The organism is Janthinobacterium agaricidamnosum NBRC 102515 = DSM 9628 (genome assembly GCF_000723165.1).
Taxonomy (GTDB): Bacteria; Pseudomonadota; Gammaproteobacteria; order Burkholderiales; family Burkholderiaceae_D; genus Janthinobacterium; species Janthinobacterium agaricidamnosum.
In genome coordinates this window covers 5,088,362-5,106,275 of the sequence record NZ_HG322949.1, presented here as the reverse complement: position 1 = coordinate 5,106,275, position 17,914 = coordinate 5,088,362, and the positions used below count along the sequence as shown (strand labels likewise).

Genomic DNA, 17,914 nt, shown 5'->3' with positions numbered 1-17,914 from the left:
TCGGTACAATGTTTGTAATTTCATACGGGATTCGAGCATGCCGAGTTTACCCATCACGCGTTTGATCGCGCCGCGCCTGTCGCTCGCTTCCTGCGTGCGCGCCTATCTGGGACGCAGCACCATCGATAGTCCCTTGCTGCCGCCGGGCCAGCGGCTGAACCGTTTTCCGGCCACGCCGCTGTGCGGCATCGGCTGGGTGCTGCAGGGCGAGTCGGAAGTGGCGGCGCCGGGCCTGGGGCTGGACATCAAGATGCCGGCGATCTTGTACAACGGGCCGCAATCGAAGCCAATGGTCAGCTACAACCCCGGTCCTGTGCGCAGTTTTTTTCTGCTGTTTTTCCCCTCGGCGCTGCACCGCCTGACCGGTATCGATATCTCGACCCAGCTCGATCAATTTTATCTGCCGGAAGAGGTTTTCGATGCGTCGTGGCTGGCCATGTTCCAGGCCGTGGCCGCCGCACCGGACGATGCCGCGCGGGTCGCCCTGATCGAGGATTTCCTCGACCCGTTGTGGGCCGCCGTGCGCACCGGCGACGATGGCGGCCGGGTCGCGGACTGGGTGCGCCGGCTCGGCGTACAGGCGGCCGCCAGCGGCTTGGGCAATGGCGCGCGCAGTATCGAGCGGCGCATCAAGGCCTGGGCCGGCCAGCCGATGCGCACGCTGCGCCGCATGAGCCGCGCCGAACAGGCGTTCTTCGCATCGCGCACCGAGAGCATCGGCGGCAAGGTGGCGTGGACCGAGATCGCGGCCCGCAGCGCTTATGCCGACCAGGCGCACCTGTGCCGCGAAACCCGCGAAATCACCGGCCTGACGCCGACCGAATTGATCAGGGCCAGCGAGCAGGATGAGAGTTACTGGGTCTACCGCATCTGGTCGTAAACGTTATTCTTGATACCGTCACTCTTGATACGCCACATCCTTGGCCAGCATCATCTGATGATGGCCCGCGCCCGGTGCGATCATCGGGAAGCAGTTTTCTTCGGCAAATACGTGCACGTCCAGGAAGAACGGGCCATCGGCTTGCAGACATTCCCGCAGCGCCGCGTCGAGCTCTTCGCGCTTGCTCACGGAACGGGCTTGCCAGCCGAAGGCGCGCGCCAGCGCGACGAAATCCGGCAGCGCCTCGGTGTAGCTGTGGCTGTAGCGCCCGCCGTGGATCAGCTCTTGCCACTGGCGCACCATGCCCATGTAGCCGTTATTCGACAGCACCACCTTGACCGGCGTGCGGTGCTGGGTGGCGGTCGCCAGTTCCTGGATATTCATCAGGATCGACGCGTCGCCGCTGATGCACACCACCAGCTTGTCCGGCTGGCCGATTTGCGCGCCTATCGCGGCCGGCAAGCCGTAACCCATGGTGCCGGCGCCGCCCGAGGTCAGCCAGCGGCCCGGCTGTTCGATGGCCATGTGCTGTGCGGCCCACATCTGGTGCTGGCCGACATCGGTAGCGACGATCGCGTCGAGGCCGCTGATGGCGGCGTTCAGGCGCTGCATCAGCGCTTGCGGCGCGATATGCTCCGGGGAGTCGACGAAAGCCAGCGATTGTTTGGCGCGCCATGTGGCGATGCGTTCCCACCAGGGCGCCAGGTCGGCCGGCGCCGTCATCGCCTGTTGCAGCGCGACCAGGATTTGTCCGCAATCGCCGCGCAAGGCGACGTCGGCCTTGACCACTTTATTGATCGAGGCCGGATCGATATCGACATGGATCACCTTGGCGCCGGGGCAGAAGGTGTCCAGCCGGCCGGTGACGCGGTCGTCGAAACGCGCGCCGACGCAAATGACCAGGTCGGCATGGTGCATCGCCAGGTTCGCTTCCAGCGTGCCGTGCATGCCCAGCATGCCGACAAATTGCGGATCGGACGCGGGGAAGGCGCCCAGGCCCAGCAAGGTCAGCGTGCACGGCGCCTGGCTGGCCCGTACCAGCTCGCGGAAGATGGCGCACGAGGCCGGACCGGAATTGATCAAGCCGCCGCCGCCGTAAAACACCGGCCGGCGCGCCGCCGCGATCAATTGCGCGGCTTGCCGCACCAGGTCGTAGCGTATCGTCGCCCAGCTATTCGGCAGCGGCTGCGGCACGCAGGGCGCGGCCCGTACCGGGGTCAATTGCAAATCCTTGGGGAAGTCGATCAAGACCGGGCCGGGCCGTCCCTGGGTCGCCATGCGGTAAGCCTGCAGCACGGTCGGGCCGACTTCTTCGGCGTCGCGGATCTGGCGGTTCCACTTGGTGACCGGGCGCGAAATGCCGATCGCGTCGCACTCCTGGAAGGCGGCGGTGCCGATCGATACGGTGGCGACCTGGCCGCTGATGCAGATCACTGAAATCGAATCGCAAAACGCATCCAGCAAGCCGGTGGTGGTATTGCTCATGCCGGGCCCGGACGTGACGAACACCACGCCGGGCCGGCCGGTGGTGCGCGCGTAGCCTTCGGCGGCGTGCACGGCGGCCTGTTCGTGGCGCACCAGCACATGGCGCAAGCGCGGTTCGGCGTGCAGCGCGTCGTACAGCGGCAGGACGGCGCCGCCCGGATAGCCGAACACGGTGTCGACGCCGAGCGCCAGCAAGGTTTCGATCAGCACTGCCGCGCCGTTGCGCGGAGCGACGTAGGGGGCGGGCGGTGTGGCGCTGGAGGCGGCAGGGGCGGTGGCGGTGGCAGTAGTATTCATGACATCGATTTTGTTGGATAATACAGAGAAAAGGCTTCCATATTTCTCGTTAAAAAGCCAACATTCAGCAAAATTTGCTGCGAAAGAATCAAAGTCCGATATGAAACTCGATAAATTCGACCTTGCCATCCTGGCCGCGCTGCAACTCGACGCGCGCATCAGCCTCAATGAATTGAGCGCCAAGGTCGGGCTGACCTCGTCGCCGTGCTGGGCGCGCGTCAAACGCATGGAAGAAAACGGCGTCATCGAGGGCTACACGGTGCGCGTCAACGCGGCCAAGGTCGGGCTGGCCGATACCGTCATCGTGCAAGTGACGCTGGACGACCATTCCGACCAGGCCCTGTTCGAATTCGGCCACGCGCTGGCGATGATCCCGGAAGTGCTGGAAGCGTTCCTGGTGTCCGGCGACTACGATTATTATCTCCGCATCGCGGTCAGCGACACGCGCGACTACGAACGCCTGCTGCGCGAGCGGCTGTATAAAATTCCAGGCATCCGCCACAGCAAATCGAGCTTTGTGCTGCGCCAGCTGAAGCAAAGTTATCTGCCGTTGCAGCGCTGATTTTTCATTCAGCCGTCGGCAACAGCAACTTGACCAGCATCCCGGCACTGGCCTGCAAGCGCGCCTTGTCCTGGTACACGCGTTCGATCACCACCAGACCGCGGGTGAAGGTGACGATCATTCTGGCCGCGTCGCGCGGCGCCAGCGTCAGCGATACGCCTGCTTCCGGCTGTTCCAGGCGTTCGGTCAGGATGTTTTCCAGGCCGTCGAGCATCGCTTGCAGCGCTTGCCGGACCGGCTGGTCGATATCGCCGCCGCCGAGCGCCGTCTTGGTCGACAGGCAGCCGCGGGTCGGCAAGCCGGTGGTCATCGAGTCGATCGCGAAATCGAAGAAATCCTGCAATGCCTGCGGTAGCCGGGGCGCGCTCAGCGCCTGCCGCATGCCGCCGAGGAAACGCTCGCGGTAAACCTCGAAGACGCGCAGGAACAATGTTTCCTTGCCTTGATAGGCGTGATACAGCGAACCGCGCTGGACGCCGGTCGCGGCGGCCAATTGCGGCATCGTGGTTTCTTCAAAACCCTGGGCCCAGAACAGGGCCAGCGCCTTGTCCAGCGCCGCTTCCTCGTCGAACTGACGTATTCCGGCCATTTCTTTACTCCGTAGTTGGTGCAGACGGCTCACTGTAAATTATTCTTGTCACAGCTGTCAAGTTTGACTACACTGTCAAATTTGACGGGTGTGTCAAGAATGTGCCGGCTACCCGTCATCCATTCACGACCGGCTGTTGGGCCGGACTTACAAGGTATCCATGATGTCTGCCGACCAAGCTTCGCCAATTGCATCCTCTTCCAGCCCCAGTTCGTTCTGGTATCCGGTCTTCGCCGGGCTGTGCGCCAGCCTGGTCGGTATCGGGCTGGCCCGTTTTGCCTACACGCCGCTGATTCCGCCGCTGATCCAGGCGCACTGGTTTGCCGCCGCCGCCGTGGTGTATCTGGGCGCCGCCAACCTGGCCGGTTATCTGGTTGGCGCGCTGCTCGGCCGGCCCATCGCTGCGCGCCTGTCGAACCGCCACACCTTGCGCCTGATGATGCTGCTGGTCTGCGCGTCCTTCCTGGCATGCGCGTTTCCGGTATCGGTCAGCTGGTTTTTCGGCTGGCGCTTCTTGTCCGGGGTGGCCGGCGGTTCGATCATGGTGCTGGTCGCGGCGACGCTGTTGCCGCATATTGCGCCGGCCCGCCGGGGCATGGCCAGCGGCGCGATTTTTTTCGGCCTGGGGCTCGGCATCGCCGCGTCCGGCACGCTGGTGCCGCTATTGCTTAATCTGGGTTTGCGGGCAACCTGGATCGGACTCGGGATATTGGCGCTGCTATTGACGGCCGCCAGTTGGTCGGGCTGGCCCATGGCGGCTGCCGCGCCCGGCCAGCCGCCGGCCGGGACGGCTGGCCGGGCTGCGCCATCGGTCGCCATTTTGTACCTCCAATATGCGCTGATGGCGGTCGGGCTGGTGCCGACAATGGTGTTCCTGGTCGACTTTATTGCGCGCGGGCTAGGCGCCGGCGCGCACCTTGCTTCGCTGTTCTGGATTGTGTATGGCGTCGGCGCGATCGCCGGCCCGCTGTCGTACGGTTGGCTGGGCGACCGGCTTGGCCCGCGCGACGGCATGCGGCTGGTGTTGCTGGTGCAAGTGCTGGCGCTGGCCGGTATTTATCTGTCCAGCAATTATGTACTGATTGGCGCTTTGACGATCATCATCGGTTCTTTCCCGCCAGGCATAGTGCCATTGATGCTGGCGCGTATGCATGGCATGTTGCCGCATGACGTGGCGGCGCAAAATCGGGGATGGAGCCGGATCACGGTCATCTTCGCCGCGTCCCAGGCGCTGGTCGGGTATGCGTATTCGGCGATTTTCAATGCCAGCGGCGGCAATTACCGTCTGTTATTCCTGATTGCCGCAGTGGGCCTGGCGCTGGCCTTGCTCAGCGAGATGGCGCTGGCTTTTTTGCGCAGCAAGACGCAGCGCCATGGTTGATGCGCACGATTACACCGCCGGCACGCCGCCCGGTCCCGCTTTCAGCAAGACGCAATGGCCGGCCTGGCAAGTGGCGCCCGGGTCGCTGACGATAGCGCAAGTCGACAGCATGCCGCCAGTCTGATTGGCCAGCCGGCTCGCCTCGGCGTAGCGGGCCGCCAGTTCGCGCAGCGTTTTGCCGTCATTGTTTTTGGACGACCAGGCCAGGTACATATCCGGTCCGCCGCACGCCTTGGCGCCCAGCGCCACGGTATGGCATTGCTGGGGGCCATCGCAATCGGTGTTGGCCGCCTGGTCCTGGATTTTCTGCAGCAATTGGGCGCTCGAAACTTCCGGTACCGGCGTTGCCGGCTCTGCGGGCGCACTGCCGCAGGCGCCCAGCAACAGCAGCGACAGGGCCGCGCAAGTACCGCGCAACAGGGGGCGTAATAGCGTGGGGAAAATAGATGGATTCATGCCTCATGATGCTGCAATCGAGGCGACATGGCAAGCTTGATACGATACCCCGGTGCGTTCTTGAGGCGCTTCGGGATATTTATTTGCTGTTGCTATTTGGAAAGTAAAACCCGATGACCAAGGTCACCAGGGGCAGCACGCCCACCTTCACTAATTCAAAAATCTCCGCCGTACCTTTGTTATCGGGTTGGAGTATGTAAGCACCGAACACCAGCAAACAAGTCAGGAAAAGATAAAACAGGATTTGACGGGCAAATTTCAGGCGATCGGTACCAGTCACTTCCTTGACATCGTTCACCAAGCCAAGTTCTTGGCCGACATTGATATCAGGCACGGCATGAGCTGCCTGCGACATCAGAAAATACCAACCAGGCGCGCTACTGTCTGTAATTCCTGATTCGGCCCTTCTTTGACCACAGCCAGCGTATTGCCTTTTTCAATTTCACTATCGGCCACGGACAGCAAGGCGAAAGCCCTGCGCATGATTTCCGCTTTCGTTACACCCTTGCGCTTGGCAATGTCGTTCAACCTATCGTCGATTTCGCTGGTGAGATCCACAGTCATTCGTGTCATGATGTATTCCCTGAAAAAACCCGTTGCCGAAACGTGGTGACGTTGATAGGTTCAGTGCAGACCGAATCGCTACTGTAAATTCATGTGATTCAAGCGCAAATTATACTGCGATTTTGCGCTTGAATGACTTGTCACCGACTCTTTTCACATTTCTGTTGATTTCGCCGTTGCTACGGCTACTTCAAGGTACGTTCAAACAATTGATCAATCCGGCGGAATTCGTCATACCAGCTTTCTGGCTGAACAAAGCCATGCCGTTCCAGTGGATAACTGGCCAGTTCCCAGTGGTCTTTTTTCAATTCGATCAGGCGCTGCGCCAGGCGCACCGAGTCCTGGTAAAACACGTTGTCGTCGATCATGCCGTGGGCGATCAGCAAGTTGCCTTTCAATTTGTCGGCATATTCGATCGGCGACGATACCCGGTACGCTTCCGGATCCAGGTCCGGCGTGTTCAGGATATTGGCCGTGTAGCCGTGGTTGTAGGTGGTCCAGTCGGTCACCGGGCGCAAGGCCGCGCCGGACTTGAACACATCCGGCGCGCGCATCAGCGCCATCAGGCTCATGAAACCGCCGTAGCTGCCGCCATAAATGCCGACATTCTTGCTGTCGCCCTGGTGCTGCGCGGCCAGCCACTGCACGCCGTCGAGGTAGTCTTCCAGTTCCGGATGGCCCATCTGGCGGTAAATCGCCGTGCGCCAGGCGCGGCCGTAACCCTGCGAGGCGCGGTAATCGACGTCGAGCACGAGGTAGCCTTGTTCCACCAGCAGGTTGTGGAACATTTGTTCACGGAAATATACCGGATAACGCTGGGTCACATTTTGCAGGTAGCCGGCGCCGTGGGCGAACATCACGATAGGATATTTTTTACCCTCTTGCAGTTGCGCCGGGCGGTATAGCTTGGCCCAGATCGGCGCCGCGCCATGGGTCGATGGAATTTGCACCAGTTGCGGCATGATCCAGTTGCGCGCCTTGAATGCCGGCGTGCGGGTGTCGGTCAGGATGGCCGCCTTGCCGCCCTTGATATCGACGGTGGCGGCCTGGGCCGGCAGGTAGCTGGCCGAATAGCGCAGCAGCAATTTGCCGCCATCCGGCGACACGCTGAAATCTTCCACACCCTTGAGCGACGTCAATTCGCGCACCGTGCCGCCGCTGGCCGGGACCGCGCACACTTCATAAGTGCCCGGCGCTTCCCGGTTGCACATGAAATAGGCGGTCTTGCCATCGGCCGACCATTGCACCGCGCTGGTTTCCCAGGAGCCTGCGGTCAGCGCACGGGTCTGGCCGGCCGCGTCGCGCAGGTACAGGTGCGAATAGCCGCTTTCTTCCGACAGATACCACAAGGTTTGATTGTCCGGCAGCCAGCCGAAATCGGTGTAGCGGCGGTTGACCCAGGCTTCGTCGCTGATGCGGTGCAGCGGCGTCAGGCTGGCTTTTGGCAAATCGATGCCGACAAACCACATATCCTTGTTATCGATGGCATGGATTTGCAGCGCGACTTGGACGCCGTTGGCGCTCCAGCTGATACCGTCGCGGTCGGCATCGATGCGCACGCCGCGGTTGCCCTTCAGCGCAGGCAATTTTTGCGCCGCGCGCAGCGCCGCCAGCGGATCGGTGGCGATGCCCGGCAGCACGTCATAACTCAGTTCGCTGATCTTGCCGGTCTGCAAATCGACCAGTTTCAAGCTTTGCGGCAGCGGCATGTTGCGCGCCACGCGGGTGCGCTCGTCTTCGCCTTCCGGATAACCGGACTCGGTCACATAACGCGCCAGCTTGCCGATCTTGCCCTTGTCGCCAGCCTTGTCTTGCGTGACGACCAGCAGCCAGCGGCCATCCGGCGACAGCGAGCTGCCTTCCAGCGTGACTTTGTCGCCGAGGTAGAGCGGTTCCGGCGCGCGGGTCGGATCGAGGCGGCGTTCCTGCCGGCTGCGTTCGCGGCGGATGTCGCGCTCGTCCTTCTGGCGCGCCAGCGTCGAGATCAGGCGCAACTGCAAGTCGCGCTGGCTATCGTCGTCGGGCACCGCGTCCGGATCTTTTTTCAAGACCAGCAAGGCCACCGGCGAAACCAGGCGCTCGGCCCGGTTCCAGCTGAACCAGTCGCTGCCGCTGCGAAATTGCACCGCGTCGCCATCGGCTGAATATTGCGCATCGCTGACTTTGTTATTGCTGCGGGTAATTTGCGTCAAGGCGCCGCTTTTCAAATCGCGTTCGAACAGGTCACCATTGCGCAGCAGGATGCCGCGCGTGCGCGCCTGGTTATAGATCACGTCCGGGCCGTCCAGCTTCGACAACTGGGCGTCGCCGACCACCTTGGCGCCGCCATGGGCGACCTGGTAGATATCGCGCAGCGGCGAGGCGCTGCGTTTTTGTTGATAGAAAACCTGCCCATTCCAGCCCCACCATGCGGACTCGACGGGCGTGCCGATCCAGTCGGGCTGGGCCATGGCCTGGTCCAGCGTGATCGGGGTGGGAGTAGCGGCATGGGCCAGTGCCGGCAGGGCGGCATGGGCGCATAACAGGCTGGCGAGCAGCGTAAGAACCAGACGCATCGGTATCACTTTGACGAGGTGGAAAAACAGCAGGGTGAGAGCTGGCGAGGCATTATTCTAGCGCACAGATTTCGTCAGGGAAATTAATAAAATGTTTCTTGTTTCAAATAATTCTCTTTTAAGTAATTTTTGCCATAGCCTTTTTTTCAGGCAAAAAAAACGCCAGCATCTGCTGGCGTCGGATCGGGCTGGCGCTGCTTACTTGGCGGCGCTCAAGCAGCTTTTCATGAAGGCTTTGCGCTCATCGCCCTTTTTGCCGGCGGCATCGGCGTTACACGTCTTCATCTTGGTTTGCTGGCTAGGCGCGGCGGCCAGGGCCGGCTTGGCGCTCAGGCATTCCTTCATGAAGGCTTTGCGTTCATCGCCTTTCTTGCCGGTGGCATCGGCGTTGCAAGTGGTCATCCTGGTTTGCTGCGCCGTTTTCGCAACGGGCGCCGCATCGGGGGCGGCGGCAAACGCACAGCTAAGGAGCGAGGCAGCGGCACAGGCGGCGAAGAGTTGTTTCATGACAAGTCCTTATAGAGAGCGATTGTGGGTAAATGGAAATTAATGTCTGCAATCAATATGCGGTGCGTAACTAACTATATGACATTTTTGACCAAAAATCCTGCCGAACCGGTTACGGATGTCACTTTTTTGCCGAGCGGTGCCTCGTCAAAGTATTGCCTCCATTTACACGCATGGCCGAACAGCGTGGTGTGCCGTGACAGGCGATCCTTGTTGCCGGCCAATCCGGGTAGCGGATCGGCCGCGCGTCCTCATGGCACGGCCGCGGCGCTGGCAATGCCGTGGGCAGTTTGCTTATGCGTCGAGCGGAAAGTCGGTCGAAAATGCCAGTTCCTTTTGCGCTTCGAGCGCCGCCAGCCGTTCGCTCAACTGCTTGTGCATGATGTTGTAGGCATCGCTGCCGAGTGCAATGCGCTTCGGCGCCGGGTGCTGCTCGACGCTGGCGATGATGATGGCGGCCATTTTGGCGGGATCGCCGATCTGCACGCTGTTACCAGCTTCGATCATGCGGCGCGCCATGCCGGCCGGCGATGCATCGTAGGCGTCGATCTTCGGGGTCCAGCGCGCACCGCGGTAGCGGAAACCGGTGCGCGCGCTGCCTGGCTCGACCAGGGTGCAGCCGATATTGAAGACCGCGACTTCCTGCGCCACCGAATCGATGAAACCTTCGATGCCCCACTTGCCTGCGTGATACATCGAACCGGCCGGAAACGCCGCCTGGCCACCCATGGTCGATAGCTGGAGGATGCGTCCGCCGCCGAGCTGGCGCAAATGCGGCAGCGCGCTCCGCACCAGTTGCATCGAACCGGTCAGGTTGGTGCCGAGTTGATGCAGCATCTGTGCATCGGTCGCTTCTTCGGCGACGCCGAACAAACCATAACCGGCATTGCTGACCACCACATCGATCTTGCCCAGTTCGCTGAACGCCCGGTCGACCAGCGGGCGGATGGCCGGCAGGTCCGTCAGGTCGAGGCTGGCGAGCCATAAGCGGTCGCCGTATAGGGCTTTCAAGTCGTCCATGGCCGCCAGTTGGCGCACGGTGGCCGCGACGCGGTCGCCGCGCGCCAGCAATTGTTCCGTCATGTGGCGGCCGAAACCGCTGTTCGCTCCAGTGATCAGCCAGGTACGTTGTTGCATGGTTATATCCTTTCAAGGTGGATGGCGGTATTGTCCGCCAATGCATCCATCATAAAAGAAGAAAACAAGACTTTGAATGATTGACAGTCTTGTTTTCATGCGTAAAAATCCAGTCATGATGAATGACCCTTTTTCAGATTTTCTTCAAATCATGGACGCGCGCTCGATCATGTCCGGCGGCCTGGTCGCGGGCGGATCATGGGCGATCAATTTTCCGCCGTCGGAGCGGGTCAAATTCTGGGGCGTCATGCGCGGCAGTTGCTGGCTGCTGATGGAAGGCGCCGAGACGCCGGTGCGGATCGCCGAGGGCGATGTATTTTTGCTGTCGCGGGCGCGTCCATTGCTGCTGGCCAGCGATTTGTCGGCCACGCCGGTCGCGCTGTCGGACGTGCTGGACGGACGCACCGGCGCGGTCGTTCAGCATGGCGCTGGCGACGATTTTTTCATGATCGGCGGCAAGGTTGAATTGAGCCCCGATTGCGCCCGGCTGCTGTCCGATGCGCTGGTTCCGTTGATACATATCCACGCCGCCTCGCGCCAGGCGCCCATCCTGCATTGGCTGCTGCAACAGTTGGTGCGCGAACGCGACGATATCTTGCCGGGTGCCGCCGTGGTGTCGTCGCAACTGGCGCATTTGCTGTTCATCCAGATCTTGCGGGCCCATTTTGAAAGCGCGGCGCCGCAGTCGCCCGGATGGTTGCGCGCGGTCGCCGACAAGCGGGTGGCGCCGGCGCTGCGGCTGATGCATGGCGAACCGGGAAGGGCCTGGGAACTGGGCGAACTCGCCAAGGCCGCCGCGATGTCGCGCGCGGCGTTTGCCGCTTATTTCAAGAAGGTGGCCGGGATTGCCCCGGTGGCTTACCTGACCGAATGGCGCATGCGCCTCGCGCAACGCCTGCTGCGCGAGGGCGCCACGCCGGTGGCGGTGCTGGCGCACTCGCTGGGTTACAGCTCGGAGAGCGCATTCAGCAATGCCTTCAAGCGCAGCACCGGCAGTTCTCCCAAACATTACCGCAACGCTAGCCAGCTTTCCCCGTAAGAATCACTTGCTTGGATTGCGTCCGGTCTCAGGCGGCGACCTGGTGCAGTCGCATCGCTTGCGCCTTCCTGTAGGTCAGCGAACGCCATACCCATTCCATCGGACCGAATTGAAAGGCGCGCAGCCACAGCGGGCTGGCGATCAGGTTGACTGCCCAGACGCCGAACACCACATAATGCAACTGATAGTATTCCAGCTTGCCATACAACTGCCACGGTCCCCAGACGAAAACGAACTGGCAAATCAGGCTGGTCATCAGATAATTGCTGAGCGCGGTTTTGCCGACCGCCGCCAAGCCGCGCTGCAAGCGGCCGAAGCGGCCGCTCTTAACGACCAGCAATGCCAGCGATACGATGGCCAGCGTACTCATCTCGCGGGTCAGGTAATACGGGATGAACAGCCATTTTTCAATCGTCAGGAAATCAAATCCACTCTTCACTACTTGCCACATACCCAGCAAATACAGCGGAACCGAGCACAACAAGCCGGCCGCGGCGGTCCAGGCATACGTCGCATACGGTTTTGCCGCGCTGAGGAAACCGAGCTGGTACAAGCCCATGCCGATCAGCATCATGCCGACTTCATCCGCAATGTTCAGGAACAGGTAAGCGCCCGCTATCGGACCGAGATAGATTTGCAAGCGGTCGCCCATCGCCGAAAAATAGTCTTTGGTTGCCTCGGCGATGGCCTCTTGCGGGCCATCCCTGGTGATGACCCTCGATTTCATCCGTTCATCCCACGCTTTTAATACCTGCTTGTCTTGGTCGGTGATGGTTTTGCCTGCATGTTGCGCGGCGCTGATGGCCGTGACCTGCTTGTCGAGGTAAATATCACGGGGGGCGCCCAAGAAATTCAAAAACGAGAACGTGCCGAAGGTCAGTCCGATCAGGGTGCCGGCCACCAGCAAGGTTTTTGGTTTCAGCTTGCGGCAAGGGTATAAAAACAGCAAGGCGATCATGCCGTAGTACAAGAGGATATCGCCGTCCCAGATCAGGCAGCAATGCAGCAAGCCGAACAGCATCAGCCACAGATTGCGGCGCATAAAAGTTTCAGCGATGCGGCCGCCATCGATACCGCGCCGTTCGGCGCGGCTGGTCATCAGCATCACACCGGCGCCGAACAGCAGTGAAAACAGGCCGCGCATTTTGCCTTCGATAACAATCCATTTAAGCGTGAGTATCACCACGTGGATCCAGCGATGCGGGCCTTCGAACGCCGGGATGGGCATGCCGATGGGAATCGCATGCATCGCCGTGGGCGTGCCGAAAACTTCGATATTGGCCATCAGAATGCCCAGCAAGGCCATGCCGCGCAGCACATCGATACTGAAAGTGCGTTCCTTGAGGGCGGTCGGGGTCACCGGCGCCGCCGCCTCTTGTATTGTTATATTGTTCATGTTTTACCTTTTTATATAGACTAACTATCCCATTGGTGAGCTTGCCGCAGCCGGCTGTCTGCCGGCTCGTGACGGCGGCCTTGCCCAGCCTGTTAATACTTGGAAACTGTCCTAGGTTCAATGCAAACTAATTTCGTCGCGGCGCTGCCGGTTTGCTATGCTAGCGTTTTTGCACCGGCCGATACCGCATCGACCGGCGCATCCTATTTACGGAGTAGCGCAGATGGCGTCTTTACAAGAACAGTTTTTGAAATCCGGCCTGGTCGACAAAACCAAGGCCAAGCTGGTCAACCAGGACAAGAGCAAGCAAAAGAAGGTCGAGCGCCGCACCGGCACGCAAAGTGTCGATGAAGCGAAGCTGGCCGCGCTCGATGTGCAGCGCAAGAATGCCGAGCGGGCCCGCGAACTGAATGCGCAGCGCGACGCGGCCGCGACCCAGAAGGCGATCGTGGCGCAAATTACCCAGATGGTGCAGCAGAACCGGCAAAACAAGGGCGCCGGCGATATCGCCTATAACTACACCCACGGCAGCAAGATCGAACGGATCTATGTGTCGGCGGCGGTGCAGGAGCACTTGATGGCAGGGCGCCTGGTGATCGTTTGCCTGGGCGGCGTTACCGAACTGGTGCCGCGAGTGATCGCCGACAAGATCGCCGAGCGCGATGCGTCGCTGGTGGTGCGGGTCAACAAAAAAGCCAGCACCGAGGTCGACGAGGACGATCCGTATGCGGCGTTCCAGATTCCGGATGATTTGATGTGGTGATGCCGGTGGCAGCTTGTTAATGCCAGGTATTAGTATGTCACCAATCCGATCTGATTTCCGCCGGCGTGACTGGGATATTGCGCTCTAGGGGAAATAGTCGGCGGCCTCGAAAGCGCGGCGCATTCTGTCGCGAGCAAAATCGACGAATGCCCGCAATTTGGGCAAACACTGGCTGTGGCCGGGATAGTAGAGCGACAGGCCGGCAGTTTCCATGCCAAAATTATCCAGCACAGTCACCAGCTCGCCGCTCTCCACATGGCGCATTGCCTGCGGCAGTGGCATCTGGAACAAACCAGTCCCACGCAACGCGGCACTGACACACATGCCGACATCGTTGACAATCAGCGGCCCATTCACATCGACTTCCATACGCTGTCCCTGGACCACGAACTCCCAGGGACGTGTCCTATGCGCCGTCTGGCGCAGCCGAATGCAGGGATAGCGTAACAAGTCCTGTGGTTCGACCGGCCGGCCGTGCTGCGCAAAGAGCGTCGGGGTTCCCACCACCACAAAACGCAGCGGCGGCGTCAGGCGCACCGCCACCATGTCCTGCTGCACAAGTTCTCCGAGGCGGATTCCTGCATCGAATCCGTGCTCCACAATATTGACCAGGTCATCGTCTGCTATCAGTTCGAGTTCGACTTCCGGATACAACAAAAAAAAATCAGGCAATAAACGATTGGACAGCAGCGGCAGCGCCGATCGCGGCACGTTGATGCGCAAGCGTCCACTGGCCTTGCTGCCCAGGCCAGTGGCTGCGTTCAAGCCCGCCGTCAGTAGTTCCATTGCCGGCCGCATATGAGCTAACAGATGCTCTCCCGCTTCAGACAGGTTGACATTGCGCGTGGTGCGGAAAAATAGGGGTGCACCGACGCGCAGCTCCAGCGCGCGGATCGCCTGGCTGATCGCCGATGGCGTGACGCCAAGAATTTTTGCCGCCGCCCTGAAGCTGCGTTGCTCGGCCACAGTGGTAAATGTCACCAGGCCGTCCAGATAAGTTTTGTTAATTGGTAAGTTCATCTACATATATTGTTCAGAATGTTCAGTATTGTCAATCAATTGACTGATCCTTACACTTAATTTCTCTCACCAGAATTTTAAGGAAAAAGTTATGCGTACCTATCGTATTGAACAATTTGGCAGTGTCGACGGCCTTGCCTTGAACCAGGAATCGGTTCCGGCACCGGGAGCCGGCCAAGTACTGGTGCGTATTCGTGCCAGTTCCCTCAATTTCCGAGACATCGCCATCCTCGATGGCTGGTATCCGATTCCGGTCAAGCCTGGCGTTGTTCCGCTCTCCGATGCGGCTGGCGAAGTCGAGGCGGTGGGGGCGGGTGTGAGCCGATTCAAGGCTGGCGATCGGGTCGTCAACAGCTTCTTTCCCAATTGGTTTGGCGGCACGTTCAACAGCATGCCGCAGCAATATGTCGCCGACCAGGACGGCTGGCTGACAGAATATAAAGTTGTCGATGCGGAAGCGCTGGTTGCGATACCCGGCCACCTCTCTTTCGAGGCAGCTGCCACCTTGCCTTGTGCGGGTGTGACGGCATGGTCAGCGCTCGCAGGTGTCGGCGCGGGCGACACTGTTTTGACTCAAGGGACGGGTGGCGTATCGTTGTTTGCCGTGCAGTTAGCCAAAGCGCTCGGGGCTCGCGTGATCGCCACGACTTCCAGCAAGGAAAAGGCGGAGCGACTGCTTGCGCTAGGTGCGGATCACGTCATCGACTATCGTGCCACCTCCGATTGGGGGGACAAAGCGCGCGCACTGACCAATGGCCGGGGCGTCGACCTGGTCGTCGAAGTTGGCGGACCGAATACCCTGAGTCAATCGATCAAGGCAGTAGCGCTGGGGGGACAGGTGGCCTTGGTTGGCGTGCTGGCGGGCGTGGCCGGCAATATCGACTTTATGTCCATGTTCATGAGCCAGGCTAGCTTCAGGCCGGTGGCTGTCGGCAGCCGGCGCGACCTGGAAGATATGATCAAGGTAATGTCTCAGCACAATATCCAGCCCATTATCGACAGCGTCTATTCTTTGGACGACATCAAAGTCGCTTGGTCTCATTTTTATCAACGCAAGCTCTTTGGCAAAGTCGTGATCGGACACTAAGAATTGATCTCCGATCAGGGAGGCGCAGTTCATGAGCAAGGTTTGGCGCGACTTCTGAAGGGAGCATCGAATCGAGCCAGGCATGAGCCGGCGCGGAAATTGCCACGGAAACTGCCACAATAATGCCGTCGTTGAAAGTGCAATGCAGGATATACGTGATTACACGAGATATTTTTCAATCCGCAGCGCCATCACGGATTCAATCGCAGGCTTTCGCTAACTGAGTTCGAGCGCACGCATTTTGAACGGCTCGCTGCTGTCTGAGAAACTTGTCGCAATCCAGTCCAAGGCTCAGCAATTAATACTCAGCCGGGCATCGGGATGCATGGACCAGCCGAAAATGAAGCGTGTGAGAGGAGGTGACGCACTGAAAAAAAACGCAACCTAAAGGTTGCGTTTGCTTATTCTTGGTGGCCCGGGGCGGAATCGAACCACCGACACAAGGATTTTCAATCCTCTGCTCTACCGACTGAGCTACCAGGCCAAGGCGGACAATTATAGCAGACAGGAAAGCGGCCTGGCTAGCCCCCGCTGGCAGGAATACCAGTGTGTTTTGTTCATGTCACACTGGAATTACCGTTGATGCCCTGGATTTGCGTCGCACAACTGGCTCAGGCGGCGGCCAGCAATGCCTCGATCGCCCCATATTTACCCCGTGCCGCATCGTCGACCGGCCGGTTGCCCCAGCGGTCGCGGGCATCCGTCAGCGCCCCATGGCGGATCAGGAATTCGACCGCCTTGACATGTCCTTCCGACGACGCCAGGTGCAGCGGCGTGCGGCCGTCGTAGTCGGCGTCGTTGAGGTTGACGCCGGCCGCCAGCAGTTGCCGCATCTCGCTGACATCGCCTTGCGACGCGGCCCAGCACAAGGCGACCACGCCGTCGAGTTTCGCTTGCAGCGGCTTTTTGCGGGGATCGGTCTTGGTGGTGTCGCTGACCACCAGGCTGTCGTAATTGTGGAAGTTGAATGAGCGTACCAGCTCGCGGCAAAAGTCGATGCCCCGCACGCTGTTGCCGTTCTGGTCCAGTGCCGGCGACCAGATGCAGATCCCCATCACTTTGGGGATCACCACCATCAGGCCGCCGCCGACGCCGGATTTGGCCGGCAAGCCGATGGTGAACGCAAATTCGCCGGAGAAATCGTACATGCCGCAGGAATTCATCAGCGACAGGCAGTTCTTGACGGTATTCGGCTGGAAGATGCGTTCGCCGGTCAGCGGGTGCACGCCGCCCTTGGCCAGGGTGCCGGCCAGCAGCGACATCGCGTCGCATGTCATTTCAATCGAACAGCACTGGAAATACAGGTCCAGCGTTTCCAGCAGATTGGTATTGAGCGGGAATTTCTTTTTCTCGCTCATGAAATAAGCCAGCGCGAAGTTGCGGTCGGCGGTCTGCTTTTCGGACAGGTACACGGCGTTGTTGAAGATCGGCTTGATGTGGCCGGCGAGCCTTTCCCACATCGACAGCACATAATCGAAACGCTCGGCCGGCTTGGCTTGCGGCTTGATCAGCGAACACGCCATGATGGCGCCGGCATTGATCATCGGATTGTGCGGCCGGCCTTGCGCATCGAGGGTGATGGCGTTGAAGCCGCTGCCGCTCGCTTCCCGGCCGACATGGCGGTGCACCACTTCTTCGCCAAACTCTTCCAGCGCCAGGCAGTAGCCGACAGTCTTGGAAATCGATTGAATACTGAAATGTTCTTTCGCATCGCCGAGCGAAAAGCGCTGGCCGTCGACACTGCAAATGGCGACGCCGAATTTTTCGGCGGGCACCTTGGCCAGTTGCGGGATGTAACTGGCGACCTGGCCGCCATGATTGTTTTTGACGGTGTCGAAGATCTCGGCCAGCCTGGCGCAAAAGGCGGCGAAATCGGGAATCGCCAGGCGGCCCTGCAATGCTTTTTGCAGCAGCACGGAACAGCTTTGGGTCAGCTCGACGAAGTAGGCCAGATCGATTTCCGGCCGGTTGTCCAGCGCATCGTTCAGGCGCCGCATCAATTGCGCAATCCGCGGATCGTCCTTTTCTATGCCGGCCTGATGCAAATGCTCGATCAGGGTGTTTTTCGAGATCAAGTCTTTCTTGCTCATGTCCAGCGAGTTGAACAGGATCGCCTCGATCGAGTTGAGTGCCGCCCCGGCGTCTTTCGACGCCGGGCCCGGAGGAGCGGGATGGTGATCGGTCTTCTTCATGATG

General features: G+C 60.2%; 17 protein-coding genes and 1 tRNA gene. 6 read left to right on the top strand and 12 right to left on the bottom strand.

Annotated features, from left to right (window positions below):
- The first annotated feature begins 37 nt into the window (after nucleotides 1-37).
- Entirely contained in the window at nucleotides 38-880 is an 843-nt protein-coding gene (locus GJA_RS22020) for a helix-turn-helix domain-containing protein (RefSeq protein ID WP_038496619.1), read from the top strand.
- 18 nt (nucleotides 881-898) lie between these two features.
- Here GJA_RS22020 and ilvB read toward each other — a convergent pair whose 3' ends face one another.
- Nucleotides 899-2,662 (bottom strand): biosynthetic-type acetolactate synthase large subunit, encoded by a 1,764-nt coding sequence (ilvB, locus tag GJA_RS22015; RefSeq protein WP_038496615.1) that lies wholly within the window; start codon nucleotides 2,660-2,662, stop codon nucleotides 899-901.
- Between the two features lie 100 nt (nucleotides 2,663-2,762).
- On the opposite strand from ilvB, the gene GJA_RS22010 reads away from it, so the two are divergent.
- Nucleotides 2,763-3,224, top strand: a complete 462-nt coding sequence (locus GJA_RS22010) for an Lrp/AsnC family transcriptional regulator (RefSeq protein WP_038496612.1) — start codon at nucleotides 2,763-2,765, stop codon at nucleotides 3,222-3,224.
- 4 nt (nucleotides 3,225-3,228) lie between these two features.
- On the opposite strand, the gene GJA_RS22005 is transcribed toward GJA_RS22010, so the two are convergent.
- Nucleotides 3,229-3,813, bottom strand: a complete 585-nt coding sequence (locus tag GJA_RS22005) for a TetR/AcrR family transcriptional regulator (protein ID WP_038496608.1) — start codon at nucleotides 3,811-3,813, stop codon at nucleotides 3,229-3,231.
- A gap of 160 nt (nucleotides 3,814-3,973) precedes the next feature.
- On the opposite strand from GJA_RS22005, the gene GJA_RS22000 reads away from it, so the two are divergent.
- Complete coding sequence (locus GJA_RS22000; RefSeq protein WP_197539809.1) at nucleotides 3,974-5,194, top strand: YbfB/YjiJ family MFS transporter; 1,221 nt, start codon at nucleotides 3,974-3,976, stop codon at nucleotides 5,192-5,194.
- Nucleotides 5,195-5,203: 9 nt separating this feature from the next.
- Here GJA_RS22000 and GJA_RS21995 read toward each other — a convergent pair whose 3' ends face one another.
- From GJA_RS21995 to GJA_RS21970, 6 genes are all read right to left on the bottom strand, one after another.
- Entirely contained in the window at nucleotides 5,204-5,650 is a 447-nt protein-coding gene (locus tag GJA_RS21995; RefSeq protein WP_051781242.1) for a hypothetical protein, read from the bottom strand.
- Between the two features lie 79 nt (nucleotides 5,651-5,729).
- Nucleotides 5,730-6,005 carry a hypothetical protein gene (locus tag GJA_RS21990; protein ID WP_038496605.1) on the bottom strand — a complete coding sequence of 92 codons (276 nt, stop codon included), beginning with the start codon at nucleotides 6,003-6,005 and terminating at the stop codon, nucleotides 5,730-5,732.
- The gene (locus tag GJA_RS21985) at nucleotides 6,005-6,223 is read right to left on the bottom strand and encodes a ribbon-helix-helix domain-containing protein (protein WP_038496602.1); all 219 of its coding nucleotides are present in this window, start codon (nucleotides 6,221-6,223) and stop codon (nucleotides 6,005-6,007) included. Before GJA_RS21985 ends, GJA_RS21990 begins: the two co-directional genes overlap by 1 nt.
- A gap of 176 nt (nucleotides 6,224-6,399) precedes the next feature.
- On the bottom strand, nucleotides 6,400-8,769 hold the full coding sequence (locus GJA_RS21980; RefSeq protein ID WP_038496599.1) for a S9 family peptidase: 2,370 nt from the start codon (nucleotides 8,767-8,769) through the stop codon (nucleotides 6,400-6,402).
- Between the two features lie 198 nt (nucleotides 8,770-8,967).
- Complete coding sequence (locus GJA_RS21975) at nucleotides 8,968-9,276, bottom strand: PsiF family protein (RefSeq protein ID WP_038496596.1); 309 nt, start codon at nucleotides 9,274-9,276, stop codon at nucleotides 8,968-8,970.
- 294 nt (nucleotides 9,277-9,570) lie between these two features.
- The gene (locus GJA_RS21970) at nucleotides 9,571-10,413 is read right to left on the bottom strand and encodes an SDR family oxidoreductase (protein ID WP_038496593.1); all 843 of its coding nucleotides are present in this window, start codon (nucleotides 10,411-10,413) and stop codon (nucleotides 9,571-9,573) included.
- 115 nt (nucleotides 10,414-10,528) lie between these two features.
- Here GJA_RS21970 and GJA_RS21965 point away from each other — a divergent pair, with 115 nt between their 5' ends.
- Nucleotides 10,529-11,452: an AraC family transcriptional regulator gene (locus GJA_RS21965; protein WP_051781481.1), complete on the top strand. Its 924-nt coding sequence runs from the start codon at nucleotides 10,529-10,531 to the stop codon at nucleotides 11,450-11,452.
- 28 nt (nucleotides 11,453-11,480) lie between these two features.
- On the opposite strand, the gene GJA_RS21960 is transcribed toward GJA_RS21965, so the two are convergent.
- The gene (locus tag GJA_RS21960; protein WP_061301620.1) at nucleotides 11,481-12,848 is read right to left on the bottom strand and encodes a DUF418 domain-containing protein; all 1,368 of its coding nucleotides are present in this window, start codon (nucleotides 12,846-12,848) and stop codon (nucleotides 11,481-11,483) included.
- Nucleotides 12,849-13,071: 223 nt separating this feature from the next.
- Between GJA_RS21960 and GJA_RS21955 the strand changes: the two genes are divergently transcribed.
- Nucleotides 13,072-13,611: a DUF2058 domain-containing protein gene (locus GJA_RS21955; RefSeq protein WP_038496591.1), complete on the top strand. Its 540-nt coding sequence runs from the start codon at nucleotides 13,072-13,074 to the stop codon at nucleotides 13,609-13,611.
- A gap of 84 nt (nucleotides 13,612-13,695) precedes the next feature.
- On the opposite strand, the gene GJA_RS21950 is transcribed toward GJA_RS21955, so the two are convergent.
- Nucleotides 13,696-14,631, bottom strand: a complete 936-nt coding sequence (locus tag GJA_RS21950; protein WP_038496588.1) for a LysR family transcriptional regulator — start codon at nucleotides 14,629-14,631, stop codon at nucleotides 13,696-13,698.
- 91 nt (nucleotides 14,632-14,722) lie between these two features.
- On the opposite strand from GJA_RS21950, the gene GJA_RS21945 reads away from it, so the two are divergent.
- Nucleotides 14,723-15,718 (top strand): zinc-dependent alcohol dehydrogenase family protein, encoded by a 996-nt coding sequence (locus GJA_RS21945; protein ID WP_038496585.1) that lies wholly within the window; start codon nucleotides 14,723-14,725, stop codon nucleotides 15,716-15,718.
- Between the two features lie 408 nt (nucleotides 15,719-16,126).
- Here the strand turns inward: GJA_RS21945 and GJA_RS21940 are convergent.
- Together GJA_RS21940 and glsA are read right to left on the bottom strand one after the other, a co-directional pair.
- A tRNA-Phe gene (locus tag GJA_RS21940) sits at nucleotides 16,127-16,202 on the bottom strand.
- A gap of 127 nt (nucleotides 16,203-16,329) precedes the next feature.
- The gene (glsA, locus tag GJA_RS21935) at nucleotides 16,330-17,910 is read right to left on the bottom strand and encodes a glutaminase A (RefSeq protein ID WP_051781238.1); all 1,581 of its coding nucleotides are present in this window, start codon (nucleotides 17,908-17,910) and stop codon (nucleotides 16,330-16,332) included.
- Between the last annotated feature and the right edge of the window lie 4 nt (nucleotides 17,911-17,914).

Bases quoted from the DNA above. Each gene is read 5' to 3' on its own strand.
- GJA_RS22020 (WP_038496619.1), top strand. From the start codon at position 38: ATGCCGAGTTTACCCATCACGCGTTTGATCGCGCCGCGCCTGTCGCTC.
- GJA_RS21990 (WP_038496605.1), bottom strand. From the start codon at position 6,005: ATGTCGCAGGCAGCTCATGCCGTGCCTGATATCAATGTCGGCCAAGAA.
- GJA_RS21985 (WP_038496602.1), bottom strand. From the start codon at position 6,223: ATGACACGAATGACTGTGGATCTCACCAGCGAAATCGACGATAGGTTG.
- GJA_RS21950 (WP_038496588.1), bottom strand. From the start codon at position 14,631: ATGAACTTACCAATTAACAAAACTTATCTGGACGGCCTGGTGACATTT.
- GJA_RS22000 (WP_197539809.1), top strand. From the start codon at position 3,974: ATGATGTCTGCCGACCAAGCTTCGCCAATTGCATCCTCTTCCAGCCCC.
- GJA_RS21970 (WP_038496593.1), bottom strand. From the start codon at position 10,413: ATGCAACAACGTACCTGGCTGATCACTGGAGCGAACAGCGGTTTCGGC.
- GJA_RS21945 (WP_038496585.1), top strand. From the start codon at position 14,723: ATGCGTACCTATCGTATTGAACAATTTGGCAGTGTCGACGGCCTTGCC.
- GJA_RS21960 (WP_061301620.1), bottom strand. From the start codon at position 12,848: ATGAACAATATAACAATACAAGAGGCGGCGGCGCCGGTGACCCCGACC.
- ilvB (WP_038496615.1), bottom strand. From the start codon at position 2,662: ATGAATACTACTGCCACCGCCACCGCCCCTGCCGCCTCCAGCGCCACA.
- GJA_RS22005 (WP_038496608.1), bottom strand. From the start codon at position 3,813: ATGGCCGGAATACGTCAGTTCGACGAGGAAGCGGCGCTGGACAAGGCG.
- GJA_RS21980 (WP_038496599.1), bottom strand. From the start codon at position 8,769: ATGCGTCTGGTTCTTACGCTGCTCGCCAGCCTGTTATGCGCCCATGCC.
- GJA_RS22010 (WP_038496612.1), top strand. From the start codon at position 2,763: ATGAAACTCGATAAATTCGACCTTGCCATCCTGGCCGCGCTGCAACTC.
- GJA_RS21975 (WP_038496596.1), bottom strand. From the start codon at position 9,276: ATGAAACAACTCTTCGCCGCCTGTGCCGCTGCCTCGCTCCTTAGCTGT.
- GJA_RS21955 (WP_038496591.1), top strand. From the start codon at position 13,072: ATGGCGTCTTTACAAGAACAGTTTTTGAAATCCGGCCTGGTCGACAAA.
- GJA_RS21965 (WP_051781481.1), top strand. From the start codon at position 10,529: ATGATGAATGACCCTTTTTCAGATTTTCTTCAAATCATGGACGCGCGC.
- glsA (WP_051781238.1), bottom strand. From the start codon at position 17,910: ATGAAGAAGACCGATCACCATCCCGCTCCTCCGGGCCCGGCGTCGAAA.
- GJA_RS21995 (WP_051781242.1), bottom strand. From the start codon at position 5,650: ATGAATCCATCTATTTTCCCCACGCTATTACGCCCCCTGTTGCGCGGT.